This window comes from Sphingobium sp. VMM, assembly GCF_056790315.1.
On record NZ_JBXGSI010000009.1, the window covers coordinates 151,257 to 176,909 of the forward strand.

Genomic DNA, 25,653 nt, shown 5'->3' on the forward strand with positions numbered 1-25,653 from the left:
GTCAGAGCTGCGCGACCAGCAGCTTGTCGATCTTGCGTCCGTCCATGTCGACAATCTCGAAGCGCCAGCCCTGATCCTCGGCATAGTCGCCGACTTCCGGCAGGCGCTTGAGCAGCCACAGCACATGGCCCGCGACCGTCGCATAATCGCGGTCCTCGGACAGGTTGATGTCGATCTTCTCGGCCAGCTGGTCGATCGGCATCTGCCCCGACACCAGCAGACTGCCATCCTCGCGCTCGACCATGTCCGGCTCGTCATAGACGTCGCGGTCCGACGCGAAATGGCCGGCGATCGCGGACAGCAGGTCGGCCGGGGTCACGATCCCCTCGAAATGCCCATATTCGTCATGCACCATCACCATCGGCACGTCGGACTTGCGCAGCACTTCCAGCGCATCCATCGCGTCGACCTGGTCAGGCACGACCTCCGCCTTGCGCAGCAGCGCCTCGATATTCAGCGCCTCGCCCCGGAATAGCGCGGTCATGATGTCGCGCGCCTGGACGATGCCGATAATGTCCTCCACCGATCCGCGCCCCACCGGCAGGCGGGTATGCGGCGTTTCCAGCAGGCGCAGGCGGATCGTGTCCTCATCGGCGTTGATGTCGATCCAGTCGACATCCATGCGCTGGGTCATCACCTCGCGCACCGGCCGGTCGGCCAGCCGCACCACGCCGGAGATGATCGCCCGCTCGCTTTCCTCGATGATGCCCGACCGGCTCGCCTCGGCGACGATCAGATGCAGTTCCTCGACCGTGACATGATGTTCGGATTCGCGGTCCAGCCCCAGCAGCTTGAAGATCAGGCCGCTCGACTTGTCGAGCACCCACACCACCGGCGCGGTCAGCTTGGCCAGATACAGCATCGGCGTCGCCACCAGCACGGCGATCGGCTCGGGCTGACGCAGCGCGAACTGCTTGGGCACCAGCTCGCCAATGATCAGCGAGGCATAGGTGGTGAGGCCGATGACCAGCGCAAAGCCAAGATTTTCCGCCATATTGGGCGACAGGCCCAGCGCCGCCAGCCGCTCGCCGGTCGGCCCGCCAAGGCTGGCGCCCGAATAGGCGCCCGAAATGATGCCGATCAGGGTGATGCCGATCTGGACGGTCGACAGGAACTTGCCTGGGTCCGCCGCCAGCTGCAACGCCGACTTGGCGCCGCGCTTGCCCGCCTTCTCCATCGCCTGCAGCCGTGGCTTGCGCGCGGACACGATGGCCAGCTCCGACATCGCGAAGACGCCGTTCAGAGCGACCAGCGCCAGGATGATGATGAGGTCTACCCAGGGGAAGGGCGTCGGAGCGGGAGGGGGGATCGTGGCCATGGTGGTCTCCTCCCCTATAACCTTTATTCTTTCGTTTTCACAACCATCCCATCATCGCCCGTTCAGTTCACTTGTGGAACAATCCATCGCCTGGGTTATTAGGGAGGCATCCATCCACGCGGATGCCAAGGACAAGGGAATAGAAGAATGAGGATTTCGCACCGGATCATGATGGCCGCCGGCTTGGCCGCGATGCTGACCACCACCGCCTGCACCACCGACCCGGAAACCGGGCAGAAGCGCATGTCGAAGGCGGCGATCGGCGGCATTGGCGGCGCGCTGGGCGGTTATCTGCTGGGCGATCTTGTCGGCGGCCGGCATGACCGCACCGAAAAGATCCTGGGCGCCGGCATCGGCGCGATCGCGGGCGCCGGCATCGGCTCCTATATGGACGAACAGGAACGCAAGCTGCGCCAGCAGACCGCCGGCAGCGGCGTCGACGTGATCCGCCAGGGCGACGACCTGCTGCTGCGCATGCCCTCGGGCATCACCTTCGCGTTCAACGACGCCAGCGTCCAGCCGCAGTTCCGCCCCACGCTGGACGAGGTATCCTCGATCCTGTCGCAATATCCCAAGACCTATATCGACGTATATGGCCATACCGACAGCGACGGGTCGGACGCCTATAACCAGACGCTGTCGGAACGCCGCGCCCAGTCGGTCGCCGGTTATCTGACCAGCCATGGCGTCCAGTCGGCGCGCATCGCCACGCGCGGCTTTGGCGAAACCCAGCCGATCGCGTCGAATGCGACCGAGGAAGGCAAGGCCGCCAACCGCCGCGTCGAAATCAAGATCTCGCCCGTCACCGAATCCGACGTGCGCAACTGACAATGGCTCGGGCCGCTCGAACGGGCGGCCCGACCGACCATCTGCGCTGCCGACAGCACAAAACCGCCCCTACGCCCCCGTCAACATTATCCTCATTGACCTTCGCGCGCGCCGGGCATAGCAGGGCCGCCGCTGTCGCAACCCAAAGAGTGCCCTACAATGACCTATGTCGTGACCGACAACTGCATCCGCTGCAAATATATGGATTGCGTCGAGGTCTGCCCCGTGGACTGTTTCTACGAGGGCGAGAACATGCTGGTCATCAATCCCAACGAGTGCATCGACTGCGGCGTGTGCGAACCGGAATGCCCGGCCGAGGCTATCCTGCCCGACACCGAGAACGGCCTCGAAAAGTGGCTGGAACTCAACACCAAATATTCGGCCGAATGGCCCAACATCACGGTCAAGGGCGAAGCCCCGGCTGACGCCGACGCGATGAGCGGCGTAGAGAACAAGCTGGAGCAGTTCTTCTCGCCTGAACCCGGCGAGGGCAGCTGATCGATATTATCCTGCGCCATCAAGGCGCAGCGTCCCATTTTGTGCCGCACCCCCAGACTTTGTGTCCGGGGGTGGCAATTTTGTTACGAATCTGCTAAATAGCGCCCAGCGGACGAACATGGTCGCGTTCGTCCTGGAGTATTCGCATCATGTCTTGACGGTGACGCCGCGGACTTTCCCCGACTCGTGCCCCTGCTGCACCTGCCCCGCGACGGCCCGTTCCCCGGTTGAATAGAAAGGTTTCAAATGGCTGCCAAGGCGCTGTCCTTTGACGTTGGTGATTATGTCGTTTACCCCAAGCACGGCGTGGGCCGTGTGATCGAACTCCAAAAGGAGCAGATCGCGGGCATGGAACTGGAGCTGTATGTGCTCCGTTTCGAAAAGGAGCGCATGACGCTGCGCGTTCCCACCAACAAGGCCGAAGGCGTCGGCATGCGCAAGCTGTCCTCCAACAAGACGCTGGAGGAGTCGATGGAAACCCTGAAGGGCAAGCCCAAGGTCAAGCGCACCATGTGGTCGCGCCGCGCCCAGGAATATGAAGCGAAGATCAATTCGGGCGACCTGGTGTCGATCGCCGAAGTGACCCGCGACCTGTTCCGTGCCGACGACCAGCCCGAGCAGAGCTATTCCGAGCGCCAGATCTTCGAGGCTGCTTCCAGCCGCCTCGCCCGCGAACTCGCCGCGATGGAAGAGACCGACGAGCCCACTGCGCTGCAGAAGATCCTGCGCATCCTCAATGAGGCCGCGCCGAAATATGCCAAGGTCGAAGGCTGATCGCTTCGCCTGAACAGGCTGAAACATGACGAAGGGCGCCCTCCCAGGGGGCGCCCTTCTTCGTTACGGCGGGGCCATTGCGGGAATCCCGCCCTCGTCCGTTGACTCCCCCGAACCGTTCTTCAGGACGCATAGGGGAATAGCCATGAACGACCAGAATGACGCGCAGCAGGATCTGATCCAGCGCGGCTATTCGCGCCGCGACGCCGCCCGCATATTGGGCGTGCTGGGCGCGGGCGTGGCGGTCGCCACCGCCGGCACCCCGGTCTGGGCGCAGCGCAATGACGGCCCGGAAGAAGGCAATTTCCCCAAGGTGCGGATCGGCTCCAACGAATGCTGGACCGGCCCCTTCCCCGTCGCCCAGGCTGCCGCGGCGAAGATCGTGTCCCACGCCAATTTCTATCACCCCGGCACCGAAGTCACCGACTTCAAGAAGACGCTCGCCACGATCGAGGGCGTGCCGGTCGATCATGTCCTGCCCTGGCCGGGGTCCAGCGATCCGCTCTCGCGCATCGTCGTCGCCTTCTGCTCGCCGCAAAAGGGGCTGGTGACCGCCGATGTCAGCTATGAACAGCCCTGGGGCACGGCGGAATGGGCCGGCGCCAAGGTGACGAAGGTGCCACTGACGCCCGATTATCGTCATGACGTGAAGGCGATGCTGGCGGCCAATCCGGACGCCGGCCTCTATTATATCTGCTCGCCCAACAACCCCACCGGCACGCTGACGCCGGTGGCCGACATCGAATGGCTGGTCGCCAACAAGCCGGCCGGATCGATCGTCCTGGTGGACGAAGCCTATCTCCATTTCTCGCACGGCCAGTCGGCCGCGCCGCTGGTTGCGCAGGGCAAGGACGTGATCGTGCTGCGCACCTTCTCCAAGCTGTTCGGCATGGCCGGCATGCGGCTGGGCGCCACCATCGCGCGGCCGGACCTGCATGCCAGGATGATGCGCTACGACGGCAAGCGCATGTCGACCAACCTGCCCCTGCCCTCGGTCGTGTGCGGCACGGTGGCGCTGACGCAGAAGGCGCTGATCGAGCAGCGCCGGGCCGAGATGATCGCCGCGCGCGACTTCACCTTCGCCCATCTCACCAAGCGCGGGGTCAAATTCATTCCGTCGGACGCCAACATGTTCATGGTCGACTGGGGCAAGCCGGCGGCCGGCGTGCAGGCCCAGTTTCTGGCGGCGGGTGTCGGCATCGGCCGCAACTGGGCGCCTTGGCCCACCATGTCGCGCGTCACTGTCGGTTCCATGGCCGACATGCAGGCCTTCTGCGCCGCCCTCGACAGGATCATGGTCTGAAAAAGGGCCGGCTTCGCTGTGGAAGCTGGCCCTTTGGATCAATTGCCCTTCACGCTGTCGGCGGCATCCTTGGCGGCGTCGCCGACATCGCTCGCGGCCTGACCGACCTGGCTCGCCGCGCTCGACACCGCATCATCCTTGCGGGTCTGGCTGCTGATCAGGAAGAAGGCGGCAACAGCCACCACCACGACCAGCAGCAGGATCGCGATGGTCGTGCCACCGCCGCCGCTGCGCTTTTCGATGATGGTGGTCGTGGGCGCCGGGCGTTCCTGATAATCTGCCATATAGTCTCTCCTCTTTGTCACCCCGTGGGGGCAACAATGCCGGAGAGCGGGCAAAGGTTTCAGCCGCCCCGCTGGCCCGCCTTACTCGCCGGTCGGGACGAAGGCGCCCTTGGCGCGGTCCTTGACCACCTTGTCGGCGCGGAAAACCGATCCGCTCATGGTGATGTAGACGCCCGGCTCGGCGACCTGCGCGGTGGCGAAAGCCATGCCAAGGTTGAAGCTCGCATCGCTCTCGCCAAAGCGCGCCGGCGCCAGCGCACCGACCAGCACGACGGTCTTGCCGGGAATGTCCTGCAACAGCTTGGCCGTCTCGGTCATGGTGTCGGTGCCATGGGTGATGACGATATGCTTCTCACGCGCGGCGGCGACGCGGGCGGCGATCAGCGCGCGATCCGTGTCGTCCAGCTCCAGGCTGTCCTTGCGGGTGATTTCCTCGATGCGGAAGGGCCGCTTGACCCGCGCCACCTGCAACAGCTTGGCCATCACCGTCTCGCCGACCTGATAGTCGGACAGGGCGTCGAAATAGACCTTGTCGATCGTGCCACCGGTGGTGAGCAGCAGGATGGGGGTTTCGGGGGACAGCATGAACGGACTCCGTATATCGATCGCGCCCCCTTAACGGATAATGGCGCCGACCGGAACCGTCCCTATTCGCCCCGCGCCATCGCCGCACCCCGATCGCGCGCGGCGACCAGCGTGTCGGTCAGAAGGTCGAGCAGGCGATTGTCGGCGTCCAGCACATTGAGGCCCTGGCGCGTCATGCCGCCGGGGCTGGCGACCTGATCCGCCAGGGTGGCCGGGCTGACGCTGGCGCGCGCCGCCATGTTCGCCGATCCCTGCACCGTGGCCAGCGCCATGCGTGCGGCCTGATCGGCGGGAATGCCCAGCGCCTCGCCGGCGCGCGACAGCGCATCGATGAAGCGAAACAGGAAGGCCGGGCCGCAGCCCGACAGGGCCGTCACCTGATTGAACAGGGCTTCGCCCCCCATCCATTCGGCCAGGCCCAGCGGCGCGATCAGCGCGGCAATGTCGGCCTTGGCCGCCGCATCCGTCGCCGCATCGGTGTAGAGCGCAACCACCCCCTCGCCCAGCCCGACCGGCAGGTTGGGCATGGCGCAGACGACATCACGCGGCGCCGGGAAATGCCGGCGCAGGTCGGCGATCGGTGTTCCCGCCAGGATCGACACCAGCCGCGTCTCCGCCGTCAGCAACGGCGCAAGCCCGGCCGCGACATCGGCGATCTGATAGGGCTTCATGCCCAGCAGCACGGTGGTGCCGGCCGGCAGCGCGTCGGGATAGGCGGTGACGACGGTCACGCCCTGCGCCACCGGCTTTCCGCTCGGCCGCAGCACGGTGACGCGGGCGGGGTCGAGCCCGCACGCCAGCCAGCGGGTCAGCATCTGCCCGGCCATGTTGCCGCAGCCGACAAGGAAAAGATGTTCGGGCCAGCAGGCAATGGTCATGGTCAGGCTTTCAGGCAGATATGTCAGGCTTCGCCGCGGGTTTCGATCAGGCTCGCGCTGATCGCCTCGCTCGGGCTCTTGCCGCCCCACAGGACGAACTGGAACACCGGATAGAAACGCTCGCACTCGTCGATCGCGGTCTCGATCAGCACCTGCGCCTGGTCCAGCGTCAGCGTGCCGCCCTGCCCCAGCAAGGCGCCATGGCGGAACAGGATGATGCCGCTCGACGACCACAGCTCGAAATGGCCGAGCCAGAGCTGTTCGTTGATCAGGCCCAGCGTCTCGTAGATGACGGCGCGCTTGTCGTCATTGACGCGGATGTCGGGCAGCGCCAGCAGCTGCAGCACCTGATCCTCGTCGCGCCAGATGCCGCGCAGCTCATATTGCGCCCACGACCCCTGGGTGCTCGCGACGATCTCATCCTCGCCGACCTGCTCATAGCTCCAACCATGCGCCTCGTAAAAGGCCGCCAGCATGTCGATCGGCGCGGCCTCATGGCCGCCATTCTCAAATTCGTCGCTATCCATCATCGGCGCGCCTTTATCACCGCAAGCGGCGAAAGGACAGGGCGCTTACTCGGCGCCCGCATCCTTATCCACAGCTTTCGTCTTGGCGGCGCGCACGGTCTTGGTGACCGGCTCGGGCGCCTTGCCTTCCAGCGCGTCGAGGCGGGCCTTGAGCAGTTCGACTTCCTCGCGCGCGGCGGCGGCCATCGCCTTGACCGCGTCAAATTCCTCGCGGCTGACGAAGTCGACGCCGCCGATCCATTCCTTGGCGCGTTCGCGCGCATTGGATTCGAACTCGCGGGTCATGCCCGCGACCGTGCCGGCAGCGCCGTTCACCAGCTTGGCCAGGTCGTCGAAAAAGCGGTTCTCGCTCTGCATGATCGTCTATCCTCGTATCAGGCGCGTGGATGCGCCGAAATCATATCTGGGTCTGGAGTGCCGGCGCGACAAGCCTGTGCGCATCCGGGTTCAGGCGGCCGACCTCATAGTTGAGGTAGGAGGCAAAGACCAGCCAGACCAGATAGGGCAACATCAACGCACCGGCAAAGGGACGTATCCGCCAGAACAGGGCGGCGGTCAGCGCCACCAGCAGCGCCAGCACCATGATCAGCCCCAGCGCCGCCCCCACCTGATGCGCGCGAAAGAAGAGCGGCGACCAGGCAAGGTTGAGCGCCAGTTGCACCAGGAACAGCGCGACCGCCGCCCCCCGCCCCCTGGCCCCGCGCGCATGCAGCACGATCGCGAAGGCCAGCGCCATTAGTATATAGAGGATCGTCCAGGCGACGCCGAAGGCCCAGCCCGGCGGCATCAGCGCCGGCAGGTTGAGCGAGGCGAACCAGCGATTGCCAAAACCGCTATTGGCGAGCCTGCCCGACAGGAAGCCGAGAAAGACGATCGCGGGCACCGTGACCAACGCCCAGCGCAGATAGGCAAGACGCAACTGACCCTGGGACGCGATCTCGTTCATCGGCAACGCAGCTCCAAGCTATTCGGCGGGTTCGGGCGAATCCTTGAGCGCCGAATCCAGTTTGCGACCAACGGTTTGCGGAGAAACCGTGCGCTTGGCAACGCGCGAATAGAAAATGGGAATGAGGAACAGGGTGATGAGCGTCGCCAGGCTGACGCCGAACACGATGACCACGCCGATCGAATGGCGCGCCGCCGCACCGGCCTCGCCGCGCAGCACCAGCGGCACCGCGCCGATGACGGTCGCTATCGACGTCATCAGGATCGGGCGCAGACGCCGCTTGGCCGCCTCGCGGATCGCCTCGGCAATCTCCATCCCCTCGTCGCGCAGCTGGTTGGCGAACTCGACGATCAGGATGCCATTCTTGGCCGCCAGGCCGACCAGCATGACGATGCCGATTTGGCTGTAGAGGTTGATCGACCCGCCGGTGATCGCCAGGCCCAGCGCACCGCCCGCCACCGCCAGCGGCACCGTCGCGATGATGACTCCGGGATGGATAAAGCTTTCGAACTGGGCCGCGAGCAACAGATAGACGATCAGGATGGTGAGGCCGAAGACGATCCAGATTGACCCGCCGGTCTCACGCAGCGACTGGCTTTCGCCGCGATAGCCGATCGCCAGCACCTCGGGCGACTGACGCGCCTGATCCTCCAGGAAGGCCAGCCCCTGCCCCAGCGACGTCCCCGGCGCCAGCGCGGCGGTCAGGGTGATGGCGCGCAGCTTGTTGTAACGGTTGAGCTGACGCGGCCCGGCCACTTCGCGCACGGTCACGACCGCCGACAGCGGCACCAGCACGCCACTGCGGCTGCGCACCTGGATACGTTCCAGATCAGCGAGCGTCTGGCGCCCGTCCCGCTCCGCCTGCACCAGCACGCGATATTCCTCGCCGCGGTCGACATAGGTGGTGACCCGGCGCGAACCGAGCAGGCTTTGCAGCGCCTGGCTGACATCGTTCACCGACACGCCCAGGTCGCCGGCGCGCTGCAGATCGGTCTCGATCCGCATCTGCGGCTTGGTTTCCTTATAATCGCTGTCGAGGTTGATGAGCCCCGGATAGCTCGCCGCCGCCAGCATGATGCGGTCGCGCGCCGCCACCAGCCCCTCATAGGTGGAGCCGGCCAGCACGATATTGACCGGCAGGCCGCGACCACGGCCCAGGCCCGATCGCGGCGCGGCATTGCCGCGCACGCCCGGCTGGTCGGCGATCACCTTGTTGATGATGGTCGCGACTTCCGCCGTGGTGATGGTCCGGTCTTCCCACGGCCGCAGGAAGGCGATGACATTGCCGTTGTTATAATCGTCGGTGGTGCCGAAGCCGCCGGGTGTGCGGATCACCAGATTCTGCAGCGTGCCATCCTTGCGCAGGAAGGCGAGATCATTCTCGATCTTCTGCATATAGGCCATCATCCGGTCGAAGCCGGTGCCTTCGGGCGCGTTGACATTGGCCTCGACCACGCCGGTATCCTCGGCCGGGGCCAGTTCGGCCGGCAGGCGGGTGAAGAGGAAGAAGGCGACCCCCAGGAAGATCGCGACGCCCAGCAGCGGCATCAGAGGTTTCTTCAAGGTCCAGTCGAGCCAGCGGCCATAGCCATGCTCGATCCGCTGGAAGCGATCATCGACCCAGCGCGCCAGCCGGCCACGCTCGGCATTTTTCAGCAGCTTGGAGCAGAGCATCGGCGCGAGGCTCAAGGAGATGAAGCCCGAAAAGCCGATCGCCGCGATCATCGCGATGGCAAGTTCGCGGAACAAGAGGCCGGTCTGGCCGGCCAGGAACATGACCGGCACGAACACGGCGCAGACGACCAATGTGGTCGAGATGATGGCAAAGCCCACCTGCCGCGTGCCGAGATAGGCGGCGACCAGCGGATCTTCGCCCTGTTCGACGCGGTGATAGACATTTTCCAGCACCACGATCGCGTCGTCGACCACCAGGCCGATGGCGAGGACGAAAGCGAGCAGGGTCAGCAGGTTGATCGACAGCCCCAGCAGCCACATCACCGCGCAGGTGGCGAGCAGGCAGATCGGCACCGTCACGGCCGGCACGATCGTCGCGCGCACCGATCCCAGGAACAGGAAGATGACGAGGATGACGAGCAGAGCCGCCTCGATCAGCGTGTCATAGACATTGTCGATCGCGCGTTCGATGAACAGGGATTCGTCGGTGCCGATGGCCACGCGCATGCCCTTGGGCAGGGTCGGCTCCAGCTCCTTGATCAGCGCCTTGGCCTTCTGCGCCACTTCCAGCGTGTTGGCGCCCGACTGGCGGATGATGCCGATGCCGATCGCCGTGCCCTGGTTGGAACGGAAGCTGCTATAGGGGTTTTCGGCCCCTTCCTCGATCCGGGCGACATCGCCCAGCTTCACCTGATAGCCATCCTCGCCCCGGCCCACGACCAGCTGCGCGAACTGGTCCGGCGTGGCGAAGGGCCGCTCGACGCGCAGCGTCTGGTTCTGATCCTTCGATTCAAAGCGGCCGGCGGGCAATTCGACGTTCTGGGTGCGCAGCGCCGCCTCGACATCGGCCGGGGTCAGGCCGAAGGCGGCCAGCTTTTCCGCGTTGAACCAGATACGCGTCGACGGACGCGCCTCGCCGCCAATGGTGACGCGGGCGACGCCGTCGATCGCGGCGAAGCGGTCGGCAATGTTGCGGTCGAGATAGTCGCTGATCTGGATCGGCGACCAGCCGGGGCGCGAGAAGGCGAGGAACAGAATCGATCGCGCGTCGGAATCCACCTTGCGGATCTCGGGCGCCAGCGCATCCTCGGGCAGATCCTGCGTCACCGACCCGACACGGTCACGCACGTCATTGGCGGCGCTGTCGATGTCGCGCGAGGGATCGAACTCGATATTGATGTTGGACGTGCCGTCCTGCGAGGTCGAGGTGATGGTCTGGATGCCCTGCACGCCGGCGACCGCATCCTCGATCTGCTGGGTGATGCGGGTTTCCACCACCGACGCGGCGGCGCCGGTATAGGTGGTTTCGACCGAGACGATCGGCGGATCGGTATCGGGATATTCGCGGACAGACAGGCTGAAATAGCCGACCAGGCCGACGATGCACATCAGCACCGCAACCACCGCCGAAAAGACCGGCCGGCGGACCGAAAGATCGGAGAGCTGCATCGGCTTAGCCGGCGGCCTTGGCGGCCTTGCCGCCCTTGTCGTCATCACCCTTCTTGTCGCCGGCCAGGCGCACCGGCGCGCCGTCGGTCAGCTTCACCACGCCTTCGGTCACGATCTGCTGGCCCGCCTTCACGCCGCCCAGAATTTCGACCAGGCCGTTCTGGCGGATGCCGGTTTCGACCTTGGTCCGCTTGGCGGTGCGACCGTCCAGCACGAAGACGAAGCGTTCGTCGCCATCGCCGATCACTGCCAGTTCGGGCACGCCCAGAGACTGGCGCTCTCGCGAGAAGACGCTGACGGTCAGCAGCATGCCGGGCTTCAGCGCCTTGTCGGGATTGGGCATGATCGCCCGGACCCGCACGGCGCGGGTAGCGGGATCAATCACCGGGTCGATCGTTGCGATCGTGCCATTGAACGGCCGGTCGGGCCAGGCCGCGGACAGTGCCTTGATCGGCATGCCCTCGCGGATCATCGACAGCCGCGTCTCGGGCACGGTGAAGTCCAGCTTGATCCGTGAAATGTCGCTGACCGTGGCGATCGCGGTGCCGGCGGTGATGACCGCGCCGGGCGAGACCGTGCGCAGGGAAACCCAGCCGCTGAACGGCGCGCGGATGGTGCGGTCGCCGATGCCCGCGCGGGCGAGGTCGGCATTGGCGCGGGCGCTGCTGGCGAGCGCGATCTGCTGCTCGACCGTGGCACCGGTGGCAAAGCCGCGCGACTTGAGCGCCTGGATGCGCTTCAACTGCTGGTCGGCCTGTAGCGCGGTTGCCTCGGCCGCAGCCAGCTCGGCCTTTTCCTGGCCCACGGCCATGCGGGCGATCACCTGCCCCTTGGACACGAAACCGCCATCGGTGAAGTTCAGCAGGTCGATCCGCTCGGTCACCGGCGCGGACAATATCACCTGCTCATTGGCGAGTGCGGTGCCGACCGCCTCGACATTGTCGGTGAAGCGGGTGGGCGCAATCGCCACCGCCTCCACCAGCGCCGGCGGGCGAGCTTTCTTTTCCTTCTCTCCGCCGCAACCGGCAAGACAAAGGGCAACGAGAATGACAGGCAGGGTCGAGCGCATGACGAGGGGCTAACGGGCCTTTGTGACGGACACAACCGCATGGAATGTGTCAAAATGTATCGCAGGGCGGGTAACGAAGCTGGCGCGATTATCCGCCAAGCCGCGCGTGAATCAGAAATTCGACATTTCCTTGCGGTCCGGTGATCGGACTGGTCGTGATTCCAAGCACTTCCCAGCCCTTCTCACGAACCCAGGCAGCGACTTCGTCGCAGACGCGCTGGTGGATGGCGGGATCGCGCACCACCCCGCCCTTGCCCACTTCCTCGCGCCCTGCCTCGAACTGCGGCTTGATGAGGGCGACCAGTTGCGCGCCGGGCCGGGCGAAGCCGATCGGCTTTTCCAGCACCTTGGCCAGGCTGATGAAACTGGCGTCGCACACGATGATGTCGACCGGCTCAGGGATATGGGCGTCGGTCAGGATACGCGCGCTGGTCTGTTCATGGACGATGACTCGATCGTCGGAGCGCAGCTTCCAGGCTAGCTGGTTGGTGCCGCTGTCGACGGCGTAGACCTTTGCCGCGCCCTTGGTCAGCAGCACGTCGGTGAAGCCGCCGGTCGAACTGCCGACGTCGATCGCGACGAAACCGGTGACGTCGATGCCATATTCGTCGATCGCATGGGCCAGCTTGATGCCGCCGCGCGAGACCCAGGGATGGTCGCGGCCGCGCACGTCCAGTTCGGCGTCGTCCGGCACCTGCTGCCCCGCCTTCTCAACCTTCTTGTCGCCCAGATAGACGAGGCCGGCGAGGATCAGCGCCTGCGCCCGCGCCCGGCTTTCGGCGAGGCCATTGTCGACGAGCAACTGGTCAGCGCGAATCTTGGCCATCAGCGCACCAGTCCGGTGAGGGTCGACGGGGTCAATAGCTGCGGCAATGTCTGGGCCTCCTTGCCCGGTGCGTACCAAAGGTAGAGCGGCACGCCCGAACGGCCCTGCGCTTCGAGGAAGCGGGTAATCGCCGGATCGGCATTGGTCCAGTCGCCCATCATGACGGTGACGCCCGCCTTCTCGAACGCTGCACGCACCTCCGCCCGCTCGATCGCGGCGGCCTCATTGGCCTTGCAGGTCAGGCACCAGTCGGCGGTAAAATAGAGGAAGACCGGCTTGTTCGCGGCGCGCAGCCCGTCGAGCTTTTCCGCGTCGAAGGCGACGACGCCCCCCTCTCCCGCTGCCGCAACGGCCGGCGCGCGCGCGGGCAATGCCATCGCGGCACCGACCAGCAGGATCGCCGCGCCGACGCCGACCTGCAACCAGCCGCCACGCCCCGTGCGCTGGCGCATGCCCAGCCACCAGAGCAGCAGCACCAACGCCAGCGCCGCGCCAAGGCCGATGGTCATGCCACCGACCCCGCGTTGCTGACCCAGCAGCCAAGCAAGGCCCAGCGCGGTGAGGAACATGGGGATCGACAGGATGCGCTGCAACCGGCCCATCCATGCGCCGGGACGCGGCAGGCGATTGCGCAGCGCAGGCAGATAGGCAAGCAGCAGGAAAGGCAGCGCCAGACCAAGGCCAAGGCCGGCAAAGATCGCCAGCGCTGCGCCCAAAGGAAGCACCAGCGCCGTGCCCATCGCCGCGCCCATGAACGGCCCGGTGCAAGGCGTCGCGACAAAGGCGACCAGCGCGCCGGTCCAGAAGGCGCCGACCATGCCGCCCTTGCCCGCCAGCTTGCCACCGCCGCCAAAGGCCGGCAAATCGAACAGGCCAGCCAGGTTGAAGGCGATCGCGCTGACCAGCAGCAGCAGCGCCAGGATGATGCGCGGATCCTGCAACTGGAAGGCCCAGCCGACCGCGCTGCCCGCCGCGCGCAGCCCCAGCAGCAGGCTCCCCAAAGCCAGACAGGCGACGATCACGCCAAGGGTGTAAGCCAGCGCCTCACGCCGCGCCGCCCGCTCGTCGCCACCTGCCTTGGCCAGGCTCAGTGCCTTCAACCCCAGGATCGGGAAGACGCAGGGCATGACGTTGAGCAGCAGCCCGCCCAATATCGCCCCGCCCAGCGCCAGCAATATCGTGCCCGCCAGCCCCTTGGCCGCGATCGCCGCGACCTCGCCGGGCTTGGCGCTCAGCAGGAAGCCGACATGGTCGCCGGTCCGCAGTACCGCCTGCGCAGCGCCGCCCTTGAAACCCTCGCCCGCCTGCGTCTCGACCAGCAGCCGGTCGCCCTCGCGGCTGACCTTCTGCGCGGCGGCGAACCGGGCCAGCCCGTCGCTCAGCGGGAAGAGGTGAACCTCGCGCGCCTGCGCATCGGCGGGGAACGGCACCGACAGGCGCAGCTTGCCATCGACGATCTGATAGATAGCCTCGCTGCCCAGCGGCCGGGGCAGATGGCCGCGCCAGCCATCGAAGCGTGCCTGCATCGCCGGCACCACCTTGCCATCGCCCGCAACCAGTTCCAGCGCCAGTTCACCACTTTCGGGTACGCAGATCTTGTCGGTGCAGGCCAGCCATTCCGCCTTCACCCGGATCGGCAGGCGGGTGCCGGCCGCCACGTCCGGCGCCACGCCCAGATTGGCGAGCACCGCATAGGGGCCTTCATAGACATGGTTCATCAGGCCCGAAATCAGCAGCGTCTCGGGCACCGGATAGCGCAGCGCGCCAATCGTCACGCCCTTGGGCAAGGTCCAGGTCACGGTCATGCCCAGGCCCGCATCGCCCGGATTTTCCCAATAGCCGTGCCAACCCTTTTCCGGCTTCATGGCAAAGGCGATGGTCGTGCCCTTGCCGGGCGCAGGCGCTGTGCTTTCGGCCATCAGCAGCGCGGCGATATGCGCCGGGCCGCCGCCAAAGGCCGCCTGGGCCTGCACCGCGGGAGATGCGATCGACAGCCCCGCCAGCATGGCGAGCGTCACGAATATGACTTGAAAAATCCGCATCGGGCCTCTGGTCGGGTGGATGCAAGGGGGCTAGGTCGCTCCCTATCCGCCGTCAAGGCATGAGAAGGTACCCATATGTTGAAACACGTCGCCGCTGCCCTGTTGCTTGCCACCGCCATGCCCGTCGTGGCGCAGAGCCCCGCGCCTGCTGCCGCTCCTGCACCGGCCGCCCGCAGCATTGCCGCGACTCCGCCCAAGCTGATCGTCGCCATCTCGGTCGACCAGTTTTCGGCCGACCTGTTCAGCGAATATCGCCAATATTATACCGGCGGCCTCAAGCGCCTGACCAGCGAAGGCGCGGTCTTCCCGCGCGGCTATCAGAGCCACGCCGCGACCGAGACCTGCCCCGGCCACTCGACCATCCTGACCGGCAGCCGCCCGTCGCGCACCGGCATCATCGCCAATAACTGGTTCGACCTCGACGCCAAGCGCGAGGACAAGAATCTCTATTGCGCCGAGGATGAAAGCCAGCCGGGCAGCAGCAGCGACAAGTACGACGCCTCGCCCCTGCACCTCAAGGTGCCGACGCTGGGCGGCCGGATGAAGGCGGCCAATCCCGCCACCCGCGTCGTGTCGGTCGCTGGCAAGGATCGCGCCGCGATCATGATGGGCGGCGCGACAGCCGACCAGGTCTGGTGGCTCGGCGGGCCGCAGGGCTATGTCAGCTACAAGGGCGTCGCCCCCACCCCGCTCGTCACCCAGGTCAACCAGGCCTTTGCCCAGCGCCTCGCCCAGCCCAACCCCGGCTTCGAACTGCCCGCCCAGTGCGTGTCGAAGGATTTCCCGGTCCAGGCGGGCAACAGGACGGTCGGCACCGGCCGCTTCGCGCGTGAGGCCGGCGACTATAAGGGCTTCCGCATCTCGCCCGAGCAGGATGCTATGACCCTGGCCTTCGCCGCCGCCGCGATCGAGAGCATGCAGCTTGGCAAGCAGGCGCAGACCGACATCATCTCGATCGGCCTGTCGGCGACCGACTATGTCGGCCACACCTTCGGCACCGAAGGCACCGAAAGCTGCATCCAGGTCGATCGTCTCGACACCGAACTGGGCGCCTTCTTCGACAAGCTCGACAAGGACGGCATCGACTATGTCGTGGTGCTGACCGCCGACCATGGCGGCCATGACCTGCCCGAACGCCACCGCATGAATGCGATGCCGATGGAACAGCGGGTCGACATGGCGCTGACGCCCAAGGCGCTCAACGCCACCATCGCCGAGAAGGCCGGCCTGCCCGGCAAGAAGGTGATCTGGAGCGACGGCCCGTCGGGCGACATCTATTATGACAAGGGGCTGACTGCCGCGCAGCGCGCCAGGGTCGAAACCGAGGCGCTCAAATATCTGCGCGCCCATCCGCAGGTGCAGACCGTCTTCACCAAGGCGGAAATCGCCGCCACCCCCTCGCCCTCGGGTCCGCCCGAAAGCTGGAGCCTGATCCAGGAAGCGCGCGCCAGCTTCTATCCCGGCCGTTCGGGCGACCTGCTGCTGCTGCTCAAGCCGCGCGTCATGTCGATCCCCGAACAGGCGGTGATGGGCTCGGTCGCCACCCATGGTTCGCCCTGGGATACCGATCGCCGCGTGCCGATCCTGTTCTGGCGCAAGGGCATGCAGCATTTCGAGCAACCGCTGGGCGTCGAGACGGTGGACATCCTCCCCAGCCTCGCCGCGCTGATCAAGCTGCCCGTGCCCAAGGACCAGATTGACGGCCGCTGCCTCGACCTGGTCGCCGGCCAAGGCGACAGCTGCGCCGGGCAATAAGCCCTTGCCGATCCTCCCCCCGTCAAAAGGGGGAGGATCAGATATTCTCGCCAATCCCGTCCGTGCTTTCCAGCAGGGCATGAACTCGGTGCGGGGCCGACACCTCGACCCGGCTGGTCACTTCGTGCCGGGCCTTGGCCTGGCGCACATTGCTGTCGGCCGGCACGCTTTCGGTCAGCCAGACATTGCCGCCGATGACCGATCGGCTGCCGATGATGATCCGGCCCAGCACTGTCGCGCCGGCATAGATGACGACATCATCCTCTATGATCGGATGGCGCGGCTGCGCCTTTTCGAGCGCGCCCTTCTCGTCCGAGGGGAAGCTGCGCGCGCCCAGCGTCACGCCCTGATAGAGCCGCACCCGATCGCCGACGATCGCCGTCTCGCCGATGACGACGCCGGTGCCATGGTCGATGAAGAAGCCGTGGCCGATGCGTGCGCCGGGATGGATGTCGATGCCGGTATGGGAATGGGCGATTTCGGAAATGATCCGCGCCACCAGCGGGGCGCCCAGTTCATAGAGGCGGTGCGCCAGCCGATGATGGATGATCGCCAGCATCGAAGGGTAGCAGATCAGCACCTCGTCCACGCTGCGCGCGGCCGGATCGCCCAGGAAGGCCGCCTCGACATCGCTGTCGAGCAATGTGCGCAGCGCCGGCAGGCTATGCGCGAATTCGCCGATGATCCGCGCCGCCGCTGCGTCGACTGCGGCAATCGGGTCATCCTTCATCGCATAGATGAGTTCGAGCCGGATCTGGCCATAGAGGCGGCTGAGCACGGTCTGCAGCGTCTCGGCGACATAGGCGTCCTCATTATGCAGTCGCACGAAGCTCGGCCCCAGCCGCAGCGGGAACAATGCGCCGCACAGCGCGCCGGTGATCTTCACCAGATTGGCGCGCGACGGGAATCCTTCGGCGCCATATTCGGCATGATGCTGCTGTTCCTGCCGCCAGCGACTGCGCGCGGCGGCCAGGTCCGTGACCAGCCGGTCCAGATCCCAATAGCCCACGCCTTCACCCTGCATATCGCCGTCCGCCATTCCCTGCGCCTCTTGTCCGATGGGCAACCGGAATAACCCGCGTCTGCGCGCCAGGATAAACGAGTTTTGCTTGGGGGTAGCGAGATTCTCTTTGCCGAACGCGCCGGAAGGCCGATCAGACCTTGGCTTCCGGCCTGTTCAGATAGAGGCAGATTTCGACGCGCAGCCCGCCCTCGGGCCGATTGGCCAGCGTCAGGCGACCGCCCTCCTGCTCCACCGTCTTGGCGACGATGGCCAGGCCCAGCCCCATGCCCCGCGTGTTGCGCTGGCGCGCCGTATCGAGCCGATGGAAGGGCTTCAGCACCTCCTCCAACCGGTCGCGCGGAATGCCGGGGCCATCATCATCGACGCGGATCAGCACCTCATTGTCATGCCGCGCCACGCTGACCCGCGCACGCACCCCATAATGGAGCGCATTCTCGATCAGGTTGCGCACGGCGCGGCGCAGCGACAGCGGGCGAACCTCCATTTCCAGATGATCGGGCCCGTCATAGATCACATCGTCGCCATGATCTTGGAAGGCGTCGACCACCGTCGCGATCGTGACCGCCACGTCGATCCGCACCGCCGGCTCGGGATTCTTCTCACCGCCCAGAAAGGCCAGCACGGACTCGATCATCTCGCCCATCTCGGCCAGATCCTCGCCCATCGCCTCGCGGATTTCGGGGTCGTCCACCGCTTCCAGCCGCAATTGCAGCCGGGCGAGCGGCGTGCGCATGTCATGGCCGACCGCCGCCAGCGTCTCGGTCCGCTCGTTGATCAGGCGATGGATGCGGGTCTGCATCGCATTGAAGGCGCGGATCAGGTTGCGTACATCATTGGTGCCCGCTTCCGCCACCGCCACCTGCTGCGCGAGGCCGATCCGCTTGGTCGCATGCGTCAGGTCGCGCAGCGGCGCCAGGGTCCGCCGGATCAGCACGCCGCCCGCAATCAGCAGCGCCAGCACCGGGATCAGCGCCAGGCCGAAACGGCCGAAGGTGAAGGCCCATTTGCCGCCGCTATGATGCATGCCGAAATAGAGCCAGCTGCCGTCCGCCAGTTGCAGCCCGCCATTGATCTGCGAGGAACGGCCGGGCGAATTGAGCCGCAGCCACAGCCGCGATTCATGCAGGCTGGGTTCCCAGTCGACGATCTGCTGCCGCATCCGCGCCAGTTCGGGCGACAGCGGCGGCGGCGGCGGCGCGGCCAGCGTCCAGTGGATGTCATAGCGGTCGGTGGTCAGTTGCGCGCTGACCCCGCCGCGCTGGCTGACCGGCGCCTTGGCCACCAGCTTGCGCGCGATCACCAGATGCTCGGCCAGGCGGCGCGCTTCGTCATCCTGCAGTGACAAATGGCTGGCGCGCTCATAGATGAGCGTGCCGACCACGAATTCCAACAGGACGGTCAGCAGCAATATGCCAAAGATGCGGCCGACCAGCCCGAGCGACCGGCTGAACCGCTGTCGTCTCAAGCGCGCGCGACTTCCGCGTTGAACATGTAGCCGACGCCGCGCACCGTGGTGATCGGCGCGGGCCGGTCCTCGGTCGACAGCTTGCGGCGCAGGCGGCTGACCAGCACGTCGATGCTGCGGTCACTGCTGTCACCCATGCGGGTGCGCGACAATTCGATCAGCCGCTCGCGCGCGATCACCCGCTGCGGATGGCTGAGGAAGCTGCCCAGCAGGTCGAACTCGGCGCCGGTCAGATCGACGATCGCGCCGGTCGGCGACCGCAGTTCACGGCGCGGGAAGTTGACGATCCAGCCGTCGAAGCGCGCTTCATTCTCGCGCTGCTCGTCCGGGCCACGCTCCACGCCGACGCGGCGCAGGATGGCGCGGATGCGGGCGATCAGTTCGCGCGTGCCAAAGGGCTTGGGCAGATAATCGTCGGCGCCCAGTTCCAGCCCGACGATACGGTCGGTCTCGCTGCCCTTGGCGCTGATGAAGATGATGGGCACGTCGCTCTTGCGACGGATCTGGCGGCACAGGTCGATGCCGTTGGTGCCGGGCAGCATGACGTCCAGAACGACCAGGTCGACCGGGCCGGCATCGAAGGCCACCCACATTTCCGGACCGGACGAGGCCGGACGGACCTGATAGCCATGTTCCTGCAACGCGCGCGCCGTCAGCGTGCGGAGCGGCGGATCGTCTTCGACAAGGATGATCGAGGGGGCGGTCATGCGCGGAGCAACATCAGGCTGTTCATGATGTTGGGAGATAAGCAGCGACCGGTGGAGGGTCAACCGCAGCTTGCTGCCGAAACAGTTGACGGGGGCCACAGCAACAATTTGTCACGCCGGCGACAGCTCGGCACAAGATAAGGCCCGGAAATACAGCAGATCGGGCCCGCGCGAACGGGCCCGATCCGTAAAGATCAGAAAGCGGCCGAGATCGAGAAGACGACCGTGCTGCGCGCGATCGACTTGCCAAAATTATCGCCGTCCGCAACCTGGAAGTTGGGACGCAGATAATTTTCCTCGACGCGAGCGATGTCGGTGTCGACATAGGCGATGCTCAGCGTCAGCGGCGTGCCCGGCACGGCCAGGTCGGCTCCGACCAGCCAGTCGAGATATTTGCCGGTCGGCGCGACCGACGTGCCGTTCGGGCCCAGGCCGCTATTGCCGTTCGACCAGCCCAGATGCGCCTTCAGGCTAACCGGGGTGTTCGGGATCGCACCGCTGACATCGCCCCAGATGTAGAAATTATCTTCCTTGTCACCCGGCTTGTAGATGGTGCAATCAGCGTCGCTGCACCACTTGCCCAGCGCTTCCTGCTTGGGGGCATAGGCCACGCCGAGCAGCCCCTTGACCGGGCCGACCTGGCTCGACAGCTTCACATAGGGTTCGGCGAAGTCGGTCTTGTCGGCGCCCGACGGGTACATGTACCAGGTCAGGCCGAGGTCCAGCGTCGCGCCGCTGTCGCCCAGAGGAATGGCATAGCCTGCGAACAGGTCCAGTTCCATGTTGGCGCCGCCAAAGGTGCCCCAGCCCGACAGGTTGGAACCCCAGGTGCCGACATAGACGCCGCTTTCATGGGTTGCGGTCAGGCCACCCTGGATCGCCATGCCGCGATCGGACTGCGAAACACCACGGAAGCGATAATCGGAAACCAGGCCGACGCTGCCGGTCACGGTGACCGGGCCTGCGGGTTCTTCCTGGGCGAAGGCCGGCGCACTCGACATCAGAGCCAGAGCGGCACAAGCGATTTGATACTTCATGAACATTCCCCTTTTACGAAAGAATGTTCCGTCCTGCATCCGCGGCCCGAAGATCTGTTGGAATATCGTCTTCCGTACCGGCGGATGACTACTCGACTATTCTCGCCAGCCGTCGGCGCAAACCTCTATCTTCGCATCTGCACAAGGGAAGAGAGGCGCTGTGATATAGCGATCACGGTTTTTTTCTAATTGCCAGCGATATTGTTTCTATTTGATGTCTGAATTGCATCTGAACATGAAAAAGCCGCCGCATCCGGGGATGCGGCGGCTTTTCTGTCATGCTGGCTCCTGTCAGGCGACGAGCTGGCGCATCCGTCCGGTCGCGCCGAACAGCTCCACCTTGGCGCCAGCGCCGGTGCGGCGATCGGCCCATTCGCGCACCATTTCGGCGCAGGTATGGTCGATATGGGTCAGGCGCTCGACATTGAGGATGACCAGTTGCCCCGCCGGCACCGATTCCAGCTTGGCCGACAGCTTGGGCAGGCTCAGGAAGCTCGCCGTGCCGTGCAGCGCCACTTCATGCGCATCGCCGCGGCTGGCTTCCTCGACGCCCAGGCGCAGGCGGCTGGCATGGGGGATCAGTTCGATCAGCGACAGGCCGATGCCCACCAGCACGCCGGTCAGCAGGTCGGTCGCGACGACGCAGATCAGCGTCGCGGCCCACACGATCGCCGGCAGCGGACCATAGAGGTGGAACAGATGCTTGACGTGCGACAGGCTGACCAGACGGAAGCCGGTCACGACCAGAATGCCAGCCAGCGCCGCCATCGGCACTTCGCGCAGCAGCCAGGGCAGCAACGCGACGAAGCCCAGGATCCAGGCGCCATGCAGGATCGCCGACAGGCGGGTCTTGGCGCCGGCCTGGACGTTGGCGGACGAGCGGACGATGACGCCGGTCATCGGCAGCGCGCCAGCCACGCCGCAGAGCAGGTTGCCCACCCCCTGCGCGCTCAGTTCGCGGTTATAATTGGTGCGCACGCCATCATGCATGCGGTCGACCGCAGCGGCCGACAGCAAAGTCTCGGCACTGGCGATGAAGGCGATCGCGATGGCGGTGGTGATGATCGTCGGGCTCATCAGCTGCGCCAGCAGGCCCTGCTCGGGCAGGCTGATGGCAGACAGGATCGATTCCGGCACGACAACACGGGCGACCGGCAGGCCGAGCGCGAAGGCGACCAGCGTCGCGGCGACAACGCCGACCAGCGCCCCCGGCACCAGCTTCATCGATGCGGGGCGGAACTTCTCCCAGCCCAGCATCGCGCCGATGGTGACCAGGCCGACAGCGAAGGCGGTGGCCGCATCCTGATTGGTCAGGCCCAATATCTGGCCCGGCATCGCGATCAGATTGTGCAGACCGCTCGACAGCGGCTTGTCATCGAACAGCACATGGAACTGGCCGACGACGATCAGCACGCCGATGCCCGCCAGCATGCCATGCACGACCGCCGGCGAAATGGCGCGGAACCAGCCGCCGACCTTCAGCAGGCCGGCGACGATCTGGATCGCGCCTGCCAGGATCAGGATGGGGCCAAGGGCGGACAGCCCCTGTTCCCGCACGATTTCGAAGACGATGACCGCAAGACCGGCCGCCGGACCGCTGACCTGCAGCGGCGAACCCGCCAGCAGGCCGACGACCAGGCCGCCGATGATGCCGGTGATCAGGCCTTTTTCCGGCGGCACGCCGGAGGCAATGGCGATGCCCATGCACAGCGGCATGGCCACCAGGAACACGACGATCGACGCCGTGAAGTCGCGGCTGAACGTGCCGCCGGAAAAGGCCTTCAACATGATTTACTCCGCAGCTTGTGCGATGAGCGATTCGCCGGCCAGGCGACGCCCATGCGGCAGCGCCACGGGCAGCTTCTGCCCTTCGCGCAGCACCGAGAAACGGCCGGTTTCACCGTCCAGACCCAGGACCTGGCCGGCATGGATGTCGACATACCAGCCATGCAGGGCAATCTCGCCGCGGGCGATGCCCGACGCGACCGACGGATGGGTGCGCAGGTGCGACAGCTGTACGACGACATTTTCCAGCGCCATGTTGCGCAGCTTTTCGGCGGCATCCAGGTCGGCAGGATAGGATTCGCGGCACAGCTTCTGCGCGGCATGACTGTGGCGCAGCCAGGCGGCGACATTGGGCATGCCGGTCAGGTCGGCGTCGGTGGCCAGCGCCTTCATCGCGCCGCAGTCGCTGTGACCGCACACGATGATGTCGCGCACGCCCAGCACCATGACGGCATATTCGACCGTGGCGGTCACGCCGCCCAGCTGGCTGTCATGCGGCGGCACGATATTGCCAGCATTGCGGCAGACGAACAGGTCGCCCGGCTGGGCCTGCATGATGTGCTCGGGAACGATGCGCGAGTCGGCGCAGGAGATCATCAGCGCCTTGGGGCTCTGACCATGGCTGGCCAACTGATTGTAGAGCGTGCTTTCGTTCGGGAAGACCTTGGTCTCGAAACTGAATACACGACCGATAAGCTCGTTCATGGCTTTCATCCTCTTATTGCTATTGCGTTGCCGGTCAGGGGGCGGACCGGCCTAGCTTGCAAAATACGCAGCAGATTTTGCTGCGGCGCAGCGGAATTGTTAAAAATCATGTCTGGGATGCAAAGCGCCCGACAGGCGCGCCAAATGGCGGAAAACCGCCATCAGCGCGCCTTTTCGGGAGGGTCAGCGCCGGTCGACGACCGCGCTGAACATGTATCCGACGCCACGAACAGTCACGATCGCGGCGGGCCGTCCCTCATGGGACAACTTGCGTCGCAACCGGCTGATCAGCACGTCGACACTGCGATCGGACGAGGGCGCATCGCGCACGCCCGCCAGTTCCATCAGCCGCGCACGGGCAATCACCGCCTGGGCATGATCCAGCAACACGGCGAGCAGCGAAAATTCCGCCGCCGTCAGTTCGACCAGCGCGCCGGCCGGGTCGGTCACTTCGCGCCGGGCGAAATCGACCACCCAGTCGTCGAAGCGCGCCTGGGTCTGACGCCGCAGGCCCAGCGCCCGCTCGCTGCGCCCGCGCCGCAGCACGGCGCGCAGCCGCGCCGCGAGTTCGCGGGTCGAATAGGGCTTGGCCATATAGTCGTCGGCGCCCAGTTCCAGGCCGACCACCCGGTCGACCTCGCTGCTGTCGGCGCCGACCAGGATGATCGGCACGTCGCTACGCTCACGCACGTCACGACACAGGTCCATGCCGTCCGGCCCGCGCAGTCCTGCATCCAGCACGACCGCGCCGACCGGCATCCGGTCCATGGCACTGAATATATCGCTCGACGAGGCCGCAGGCAGAGCGCGAAACCCGCTCTGCTCCAGAAATTCGCGCACCTTGTGCCGCAAATCCTGCTGCGTCTCGGCGACCAGTATCAGCGGTGGACTCATCAGCCCTTCACGGTCAGCGCGCGTACGCTGTCCAGTTCATTCACCAGCACGGCGCGGTCCTGCTGCGCGACCGACACGGCCTCGGCATTGCGGGCGCTGGCATAGCGGGCGACCTCGGCATCCACCTGGCTGCGGGCGGCGGCACAGGTGCCGGCATAGCTGCCCGACAGCGGGGCGAAGCGATGGACCGCCTTGCCGAAGGCCGGCACCGACTGGCCCTGGGCCGCGACGGCGCGGTCGACGCGCACATCGGCCTGCCAGCGGCAGACCGGAATGGCATTGCGGTTGCCGAAGCGCGGCTCGACCTGGGTGAAGCGCACCGACGATGCGGTGTGATAGCTGGCCGTATAGGCCTGGGCGCCGTGAGTCAGTTCGGCGCTGTGGATCGGGGTGGAGGAAGCGGCGAGCGCCGCGACACTGGCAAGGATCGGCAACATGGATGGCTTCCCTTCGAAACAGACAATATCCAGCAATAAGCGGGATCCTTCCGACGGGTTTAGGCAGGGAGAATGTCTCCCCAATATGCCGAACGTTACAAATTATTGCTGTGCCGCAGCATGTCGTCAAGCGACCCTTGCGATTACCGGGCTGGCCTGAAGCGGCCGCGCCGCCCCCGACAGGGCCTCGATCAGCCCGGAAAGCCACAGTGCATCGGCCACGGCGCGGTGCCGCGCGGTATGCAGCGCATCGGCATGGGCCATGGCGGCCGCGATCCGCGGCTCGTCCGCGCCCCACTCATCCAGCAACAATGAGACATGATCGATCGCGAACGGCGCCACCACGGCCTCCGTATCGGCCAGCGTCTGCAGCCAATATTGATCGATCACGCTGTCGGCGACCACGCGGCAGCCGGCAACCGCCGCCGCCAGTTGTGCCAGCACCACGTCCGCCGGCTCGCCCTCCGCCTCGATCCGCGCGCGCGATAGGCCGTGCAGCGCCTCGGCTTCGGCGGTCCAGTCCCAGCCGGCCCAGGCTGCATGAGGTCGAATGATCCAGCTGCGGGCAATGCCGCCGCCCGCTATGCCCACTTCGATCGGGAAAGATCGTCCGTGCCGGGGCAGGCACGACGCCTCGAAATCGATCGCCATGATGGTCAAAGGCTCTCTCCGAATAATTCCACGTCCGCCCCATTTTTGGGTCTGGCCGTCCACGTCTGATACGCCCCTGTCTCCTCCAACTATGTCAGGCCGATGTCATTGGCCATCAGGATTTTCGGAAAAGATGTGAACCGACGGTCCGGTGCGACCGGTGCGACCATCGCACCGGATTTCAACCGCCTA

25 protein-coding genes are annotated in these 25,653 nt (G+C 65.8%); 5 read left to right on the forward strand and 20 right to left on the reverse strand.

The window, feature by feature from the left end; genetic code table 11:
- Position 1 precedes the first annotated feature (1 nt).
- Positions 2–1,318 (reverse strand): hemolysin family protein, encoded by a 1,317-nt coding sequence (locus ACUCV3_RS13590; RefSeq protein ID WP_037510219.1) that lies wholly within the window; start codon positions 1,316–1,318, stop codon positions 2–4.
- 147 nt (positions 1,319–1,465) lie between these two features.
- Between ACUCV3_RS13590 and ACUCV3_RS13595 the strand changes: the two genes are divergently transcribed.
- The 4 genes from ACUCV3_RS13595 to ACUCV3_RS13610 all read left to right on the forward strand — a co-directional run bounded on the left by ACUCV3_RS13595 (position 1,466) and on the right by ACUCV3_RS13610 (position 4,721).
- Positions 1,466–2,146 carry a YiaD family glycine zipper/OmpA-like lipoprotein gene (locus ACUCV3_RS13595; RefSeq protein WP_026108966.1) on the forward strand — a complete coding sequence of 227 codons (681 nt, stop codon included), beginning with the start codon at positions 1,466–1,468 and terminating at the stop codon, positions 2,144–2,146.
- A 159-nt stretch (positions 2,147–2,305) separates the two neighbouring features.
- Positions 2,306–2,644 (forward strand): ferredoxin FdxA, encoded by a 339-nt coding sequence (gene fdxA / locus ACUCV3_RS13600; RefSeq protein WP_004211101.1) that lies wholly within the window; start codon positions 2,306–2,308, stop codon positions 2,642–2,644.
- A 246-nt stretch (positions 2,645–2,890) separates the two neighbouring features.
- Positions 2,891–3,418 (forward strand): CarD family transcriptional regulator, encoded by a 528-nt coding sequence (locus ACUCV3_RS13605; RefSeq protein ID WP_004211100.1) that lies wholly within the window; start codon positions 2,891–2,893, stop codon positions 3,416–3,418.
- A 145-nt stretch (positions 3,419–3,563) separates the two neighbouring features.
- Positions 3,564–4,721, forward strand: coding sequence for a pyridoxal phosphate-dependent aminotransferase (locus ACUCV3_RS13610; protein WP_048937803.1), 1,158 nt, complete (start codon positions 3,564–3,566; stop codon positions 4,719–4,721).
- A 38-nt stretch (positions 4,722–4,759) separates the two neighbouring features.
- Here the strand turns inward: ACUCV3_RS13610 and ACUCV3_RS13615 are convergent, their stop codons facing one another.
- The 10 genes from ACUCV3_RS13615 to ACUCV3_RS13660 form a co-directional block, all read right to left on the reverse strand.
- Positions 4,760–5,005, reverse strand: coding sequence for a hypothetical protein (locus tag ACUCV3_RS13615; protein ID WP_004211096.1), 246 nt, complete (start codon positions 5,003–5,005; stop codon positions 4,760–4,762).
- Positions 5,006–5,086: 81 nt separating this feature from the next.
- Entirely contained in the window at positions 5,087–5,590 is a 504-nt protein-coding gene (locus tag ACUCV3_RS13620; protein ID WP_004211094.1) for an asparaginase domain-containing protein, read from the reverse strand.
- Positions 5,591–5,652: 62 nt separating this feature from the next.
- A complete protein-coding gene (locus ACUCV3_RS13625) occupies positions 5,653–6,468 on the reverse strand; it encodes a pyrroline-5-carboxylate reductase family protein (protein ID WP_048937802.1) in 816 nt (271 codons plus the stop codon).
- Between the two features lie 23 nt (positions 6,469–6,491).
- Positions 6,492–6,998: a type III secretion system chaperone family protein gene (locus ACUCV3_RS13630; RefSeq protein ID WP_004211091.1), complete on the reverse strand. Its 507-nt coding sequence runs from the start codon at positions 6,996–6,998 to the stop codon at positions 6,492–6,494.
- Between the two features lie 42 nt (positions 6,999–7,040).
- Entirely contained in the window at positions 7,041–7,352 is a 312-nt protein-coding gene (locus ACUCV3_RS13635) for an accessory factor UbiK family protein (protein ID WP_004211090.1), read from the reverse strand.
- Positions 7,353–7,392: 40 nt separating this feature from the next.
- A complete protein-coding gene (locus ACUCV3_RS13640) occupies positions 7,393–7,941 on the reverse strand; it encodes a TspO/MBR family protein (RefSeq protein WP_048937801.1) in 549 nt (182 codons plus the stop codon).
- 18 nt (positions 7,942–7,959) lie between these two features.
- Positions 7,960–11,064 carry an efflux RND transporter permease subunit gene (locus ACUCV3_RS13645; RefSeq protein ID WP_482240685.1) on the reverse strand — a complete coding sequence of 1,035 codons (3,105 nt, stop codon included), beginning with the start codon at positions 11,062–11,064 and terminating at the stop codon, positions 7,960–7,962.
- 4 nt (positions 11,065–11,068) lie between these two features.
- Complete coding sequence (locus tag ACUCV3_RS13650) at positions 11,069–12,133, reverse strand: efflux RND transporter periplasmic adaptor subunit (RefSeq protein ID WP_048937799.1); 1,065 nt, start codon at positions 12,131–12,133, stop codon at positions 11,069–11,071.
- 88 nt (positions 12,134–12,221) lie between these two features.
- Positions 12,222–12,959: a TlyA family RNA methyltransferase gene (locus ACUCV3_RS13655; protein ID WP_048937798.1), complete on the reverse strand. Its 738-nt coding sequence runs from the start codon at positions 12,957–12,959 to the stop codon at positions 12,222–12,224.
- On the reverse strand, positions 12,959–15,001 hold the full coding sequence (locus tag ACUCV3_RS13660; RefSeq protein WP_122928223.1) for a protein-disulfide reductase DsbD family protein: 2,043 nt from the start codon (positions 14,999–15,001) through the stop codon (positions 12,959–12,961). Before ACUCV3_RS13660 ends, ACUCV3_RS13655 begins: the two co-directional genes overlap by 1 nt.
- 75 nt (positions 15,002–15,076) lie before the next feature.
- Here ACUCV3_RS13660 and ACUCV3_RS13665 point away from each other — a divergent pair, with 75 nt between their 5' ends.
- The gene (locus ACUCV3_RS13665) at positions 15,077–16,756 is read left to right on the forward strand and encodes an alkaline phosphatase family protein (protein ID WP_048937796.1); all 1,680 of its coding nucleotides are present in this window, start codon (positions 15,077–15,079) and stop codon (positions 16,754–16,756) included.
- A 37-nt stretch (positions 16,757–16,793) separates the two neighbouring features.
- Here ACUCV3_RS13665 and epsC read toward each other — a convergent pair whose 3' ends face one another.
- The 9 genes from epsC to ACUCV3_RS13710 all read right to left on the reverse strand — a co-directional run bounded on the left by epsC (position 16,794) and on the right by ACUCV3_RS13710 (position 25,461).
- Positions 16,794–17,795 carry a serine O-acetyltransferase EpsC gene (epsC, locus tag ACUCV3_RS13670; RefSeq protein WP_004211082.1) on the reverse strand — a complete coding sequence of 334 codons (1,002 nt, stop codon included), beginning with the start codon at positions 17,793–17,795 and terminating at the stop codon, positions 16,794–16,796.
- A gap of 115 nt (positions 17,796–17,910) precedes the next feature.
- Positions 17,911–19,245 carry an ATP-binding protein gene (locus ACUCV3_RS13675; protein ID WP_010337002.1) on the reverse strand — a complete coding sequence of 445 codons (1,335 nt, stop codon included), beginning with the start codon at positions 19,243–19,245 and terminating at the stop codon, positions 17,911–17,913.
- The gene (locus ACUCV3_RS13680; protein WP_004211079.1) at positions 19,242–19,952 is read right to left on the reverse strand and encodes a response regulator; all 711 of its coding nucleotides are present in this window, start codon (positions 19,950–19,952) and stop codon (positions 19,242–19,244) included. Before ACUCV3_RS13680 ends, ACUCV3_RS13675 begins: the two co-directional genes overlap by 4 nt.
- Positions 19,953–20,146: 194 nt before the next feature.
- Complete coding sequence (locus tag ACUCV3_RS13685) at positions 20,147–20,995, reverse strand: TorF family putative porin (RefSeq protein ID WP_010337000.1); 849 nt, start codon at positions 20,993–20,995, stop codon at positions 20,147–20,149.
- A 285-nt stretch (positions 20,996–21,280) separates the two neighbouring features.
- Positions 21,281–22,777, reverse strand: a complete 1,497-nt coding sequence (locus tag ACUCV3_RS13690) for a SulP family inorganic anion transporter (RefSeq protein ID WP_004211076.1) — start codon at positions 22,775–22,777, stop codon at positions 21,281–21,283.
- Positions 22,778–22,780: 3 nt separating this feature from the next.
- The gene (locus ACUCV3_RS13695) at positions 22,781–23,479 is read right to left on the reverse strand and encodes a carbonic anhydrase (RefSeq protein ID WP_004211075.1); all 699 of its coding nucleotides are present in this window, start codon (positions 23,477–23,479) and stop codon (positions 22,781–22,783) included.
- Between the two features lie 183 nt (positions 23,480–23,662).
- The gene (locus tag ACUCV3_RS13700; RefSeq protein WP_004211073.1) at positions 23,663–24,373 is read right to left on the reverse strand and encodes a winged helix-turn-helix domain-containing protein; all 711 of its coding nucleotides are present in this window, start codon (positions 24,371–24,373) and stop codon (positions 23,663–23,665) included.
- On the reverse strand, positions 24,373–24,810 hold the full coding sequence (locus tag ACUCV3_RS13705) for a hypothetical protein (RefSeq protein ID WP_004211071.1): 438 nt from the start codon (positions 24,808–24,810) through the stop codon (positions 24,373–24,375). The genes ACUCV3_RS13700 and ACUCV3_RS13705 overlap by 1 nt, the downstream gene beginning before the upstream one ends.
- Before the next feature lie 126 nt (positions 24,811–24,936).
- Positions 24,937–25,461, reverse strand: a complete 525-nt coding sequence (locus tag ACUCV3_RS13710) for a hypothetical protein (protein WP_048938346.1) — start codon at positions 25,459–25,461, stop codon at positions 24,937–24,939.
- Between the last annotated feature and the right edge of the window lie 192 nt (positions 25,462–25,653).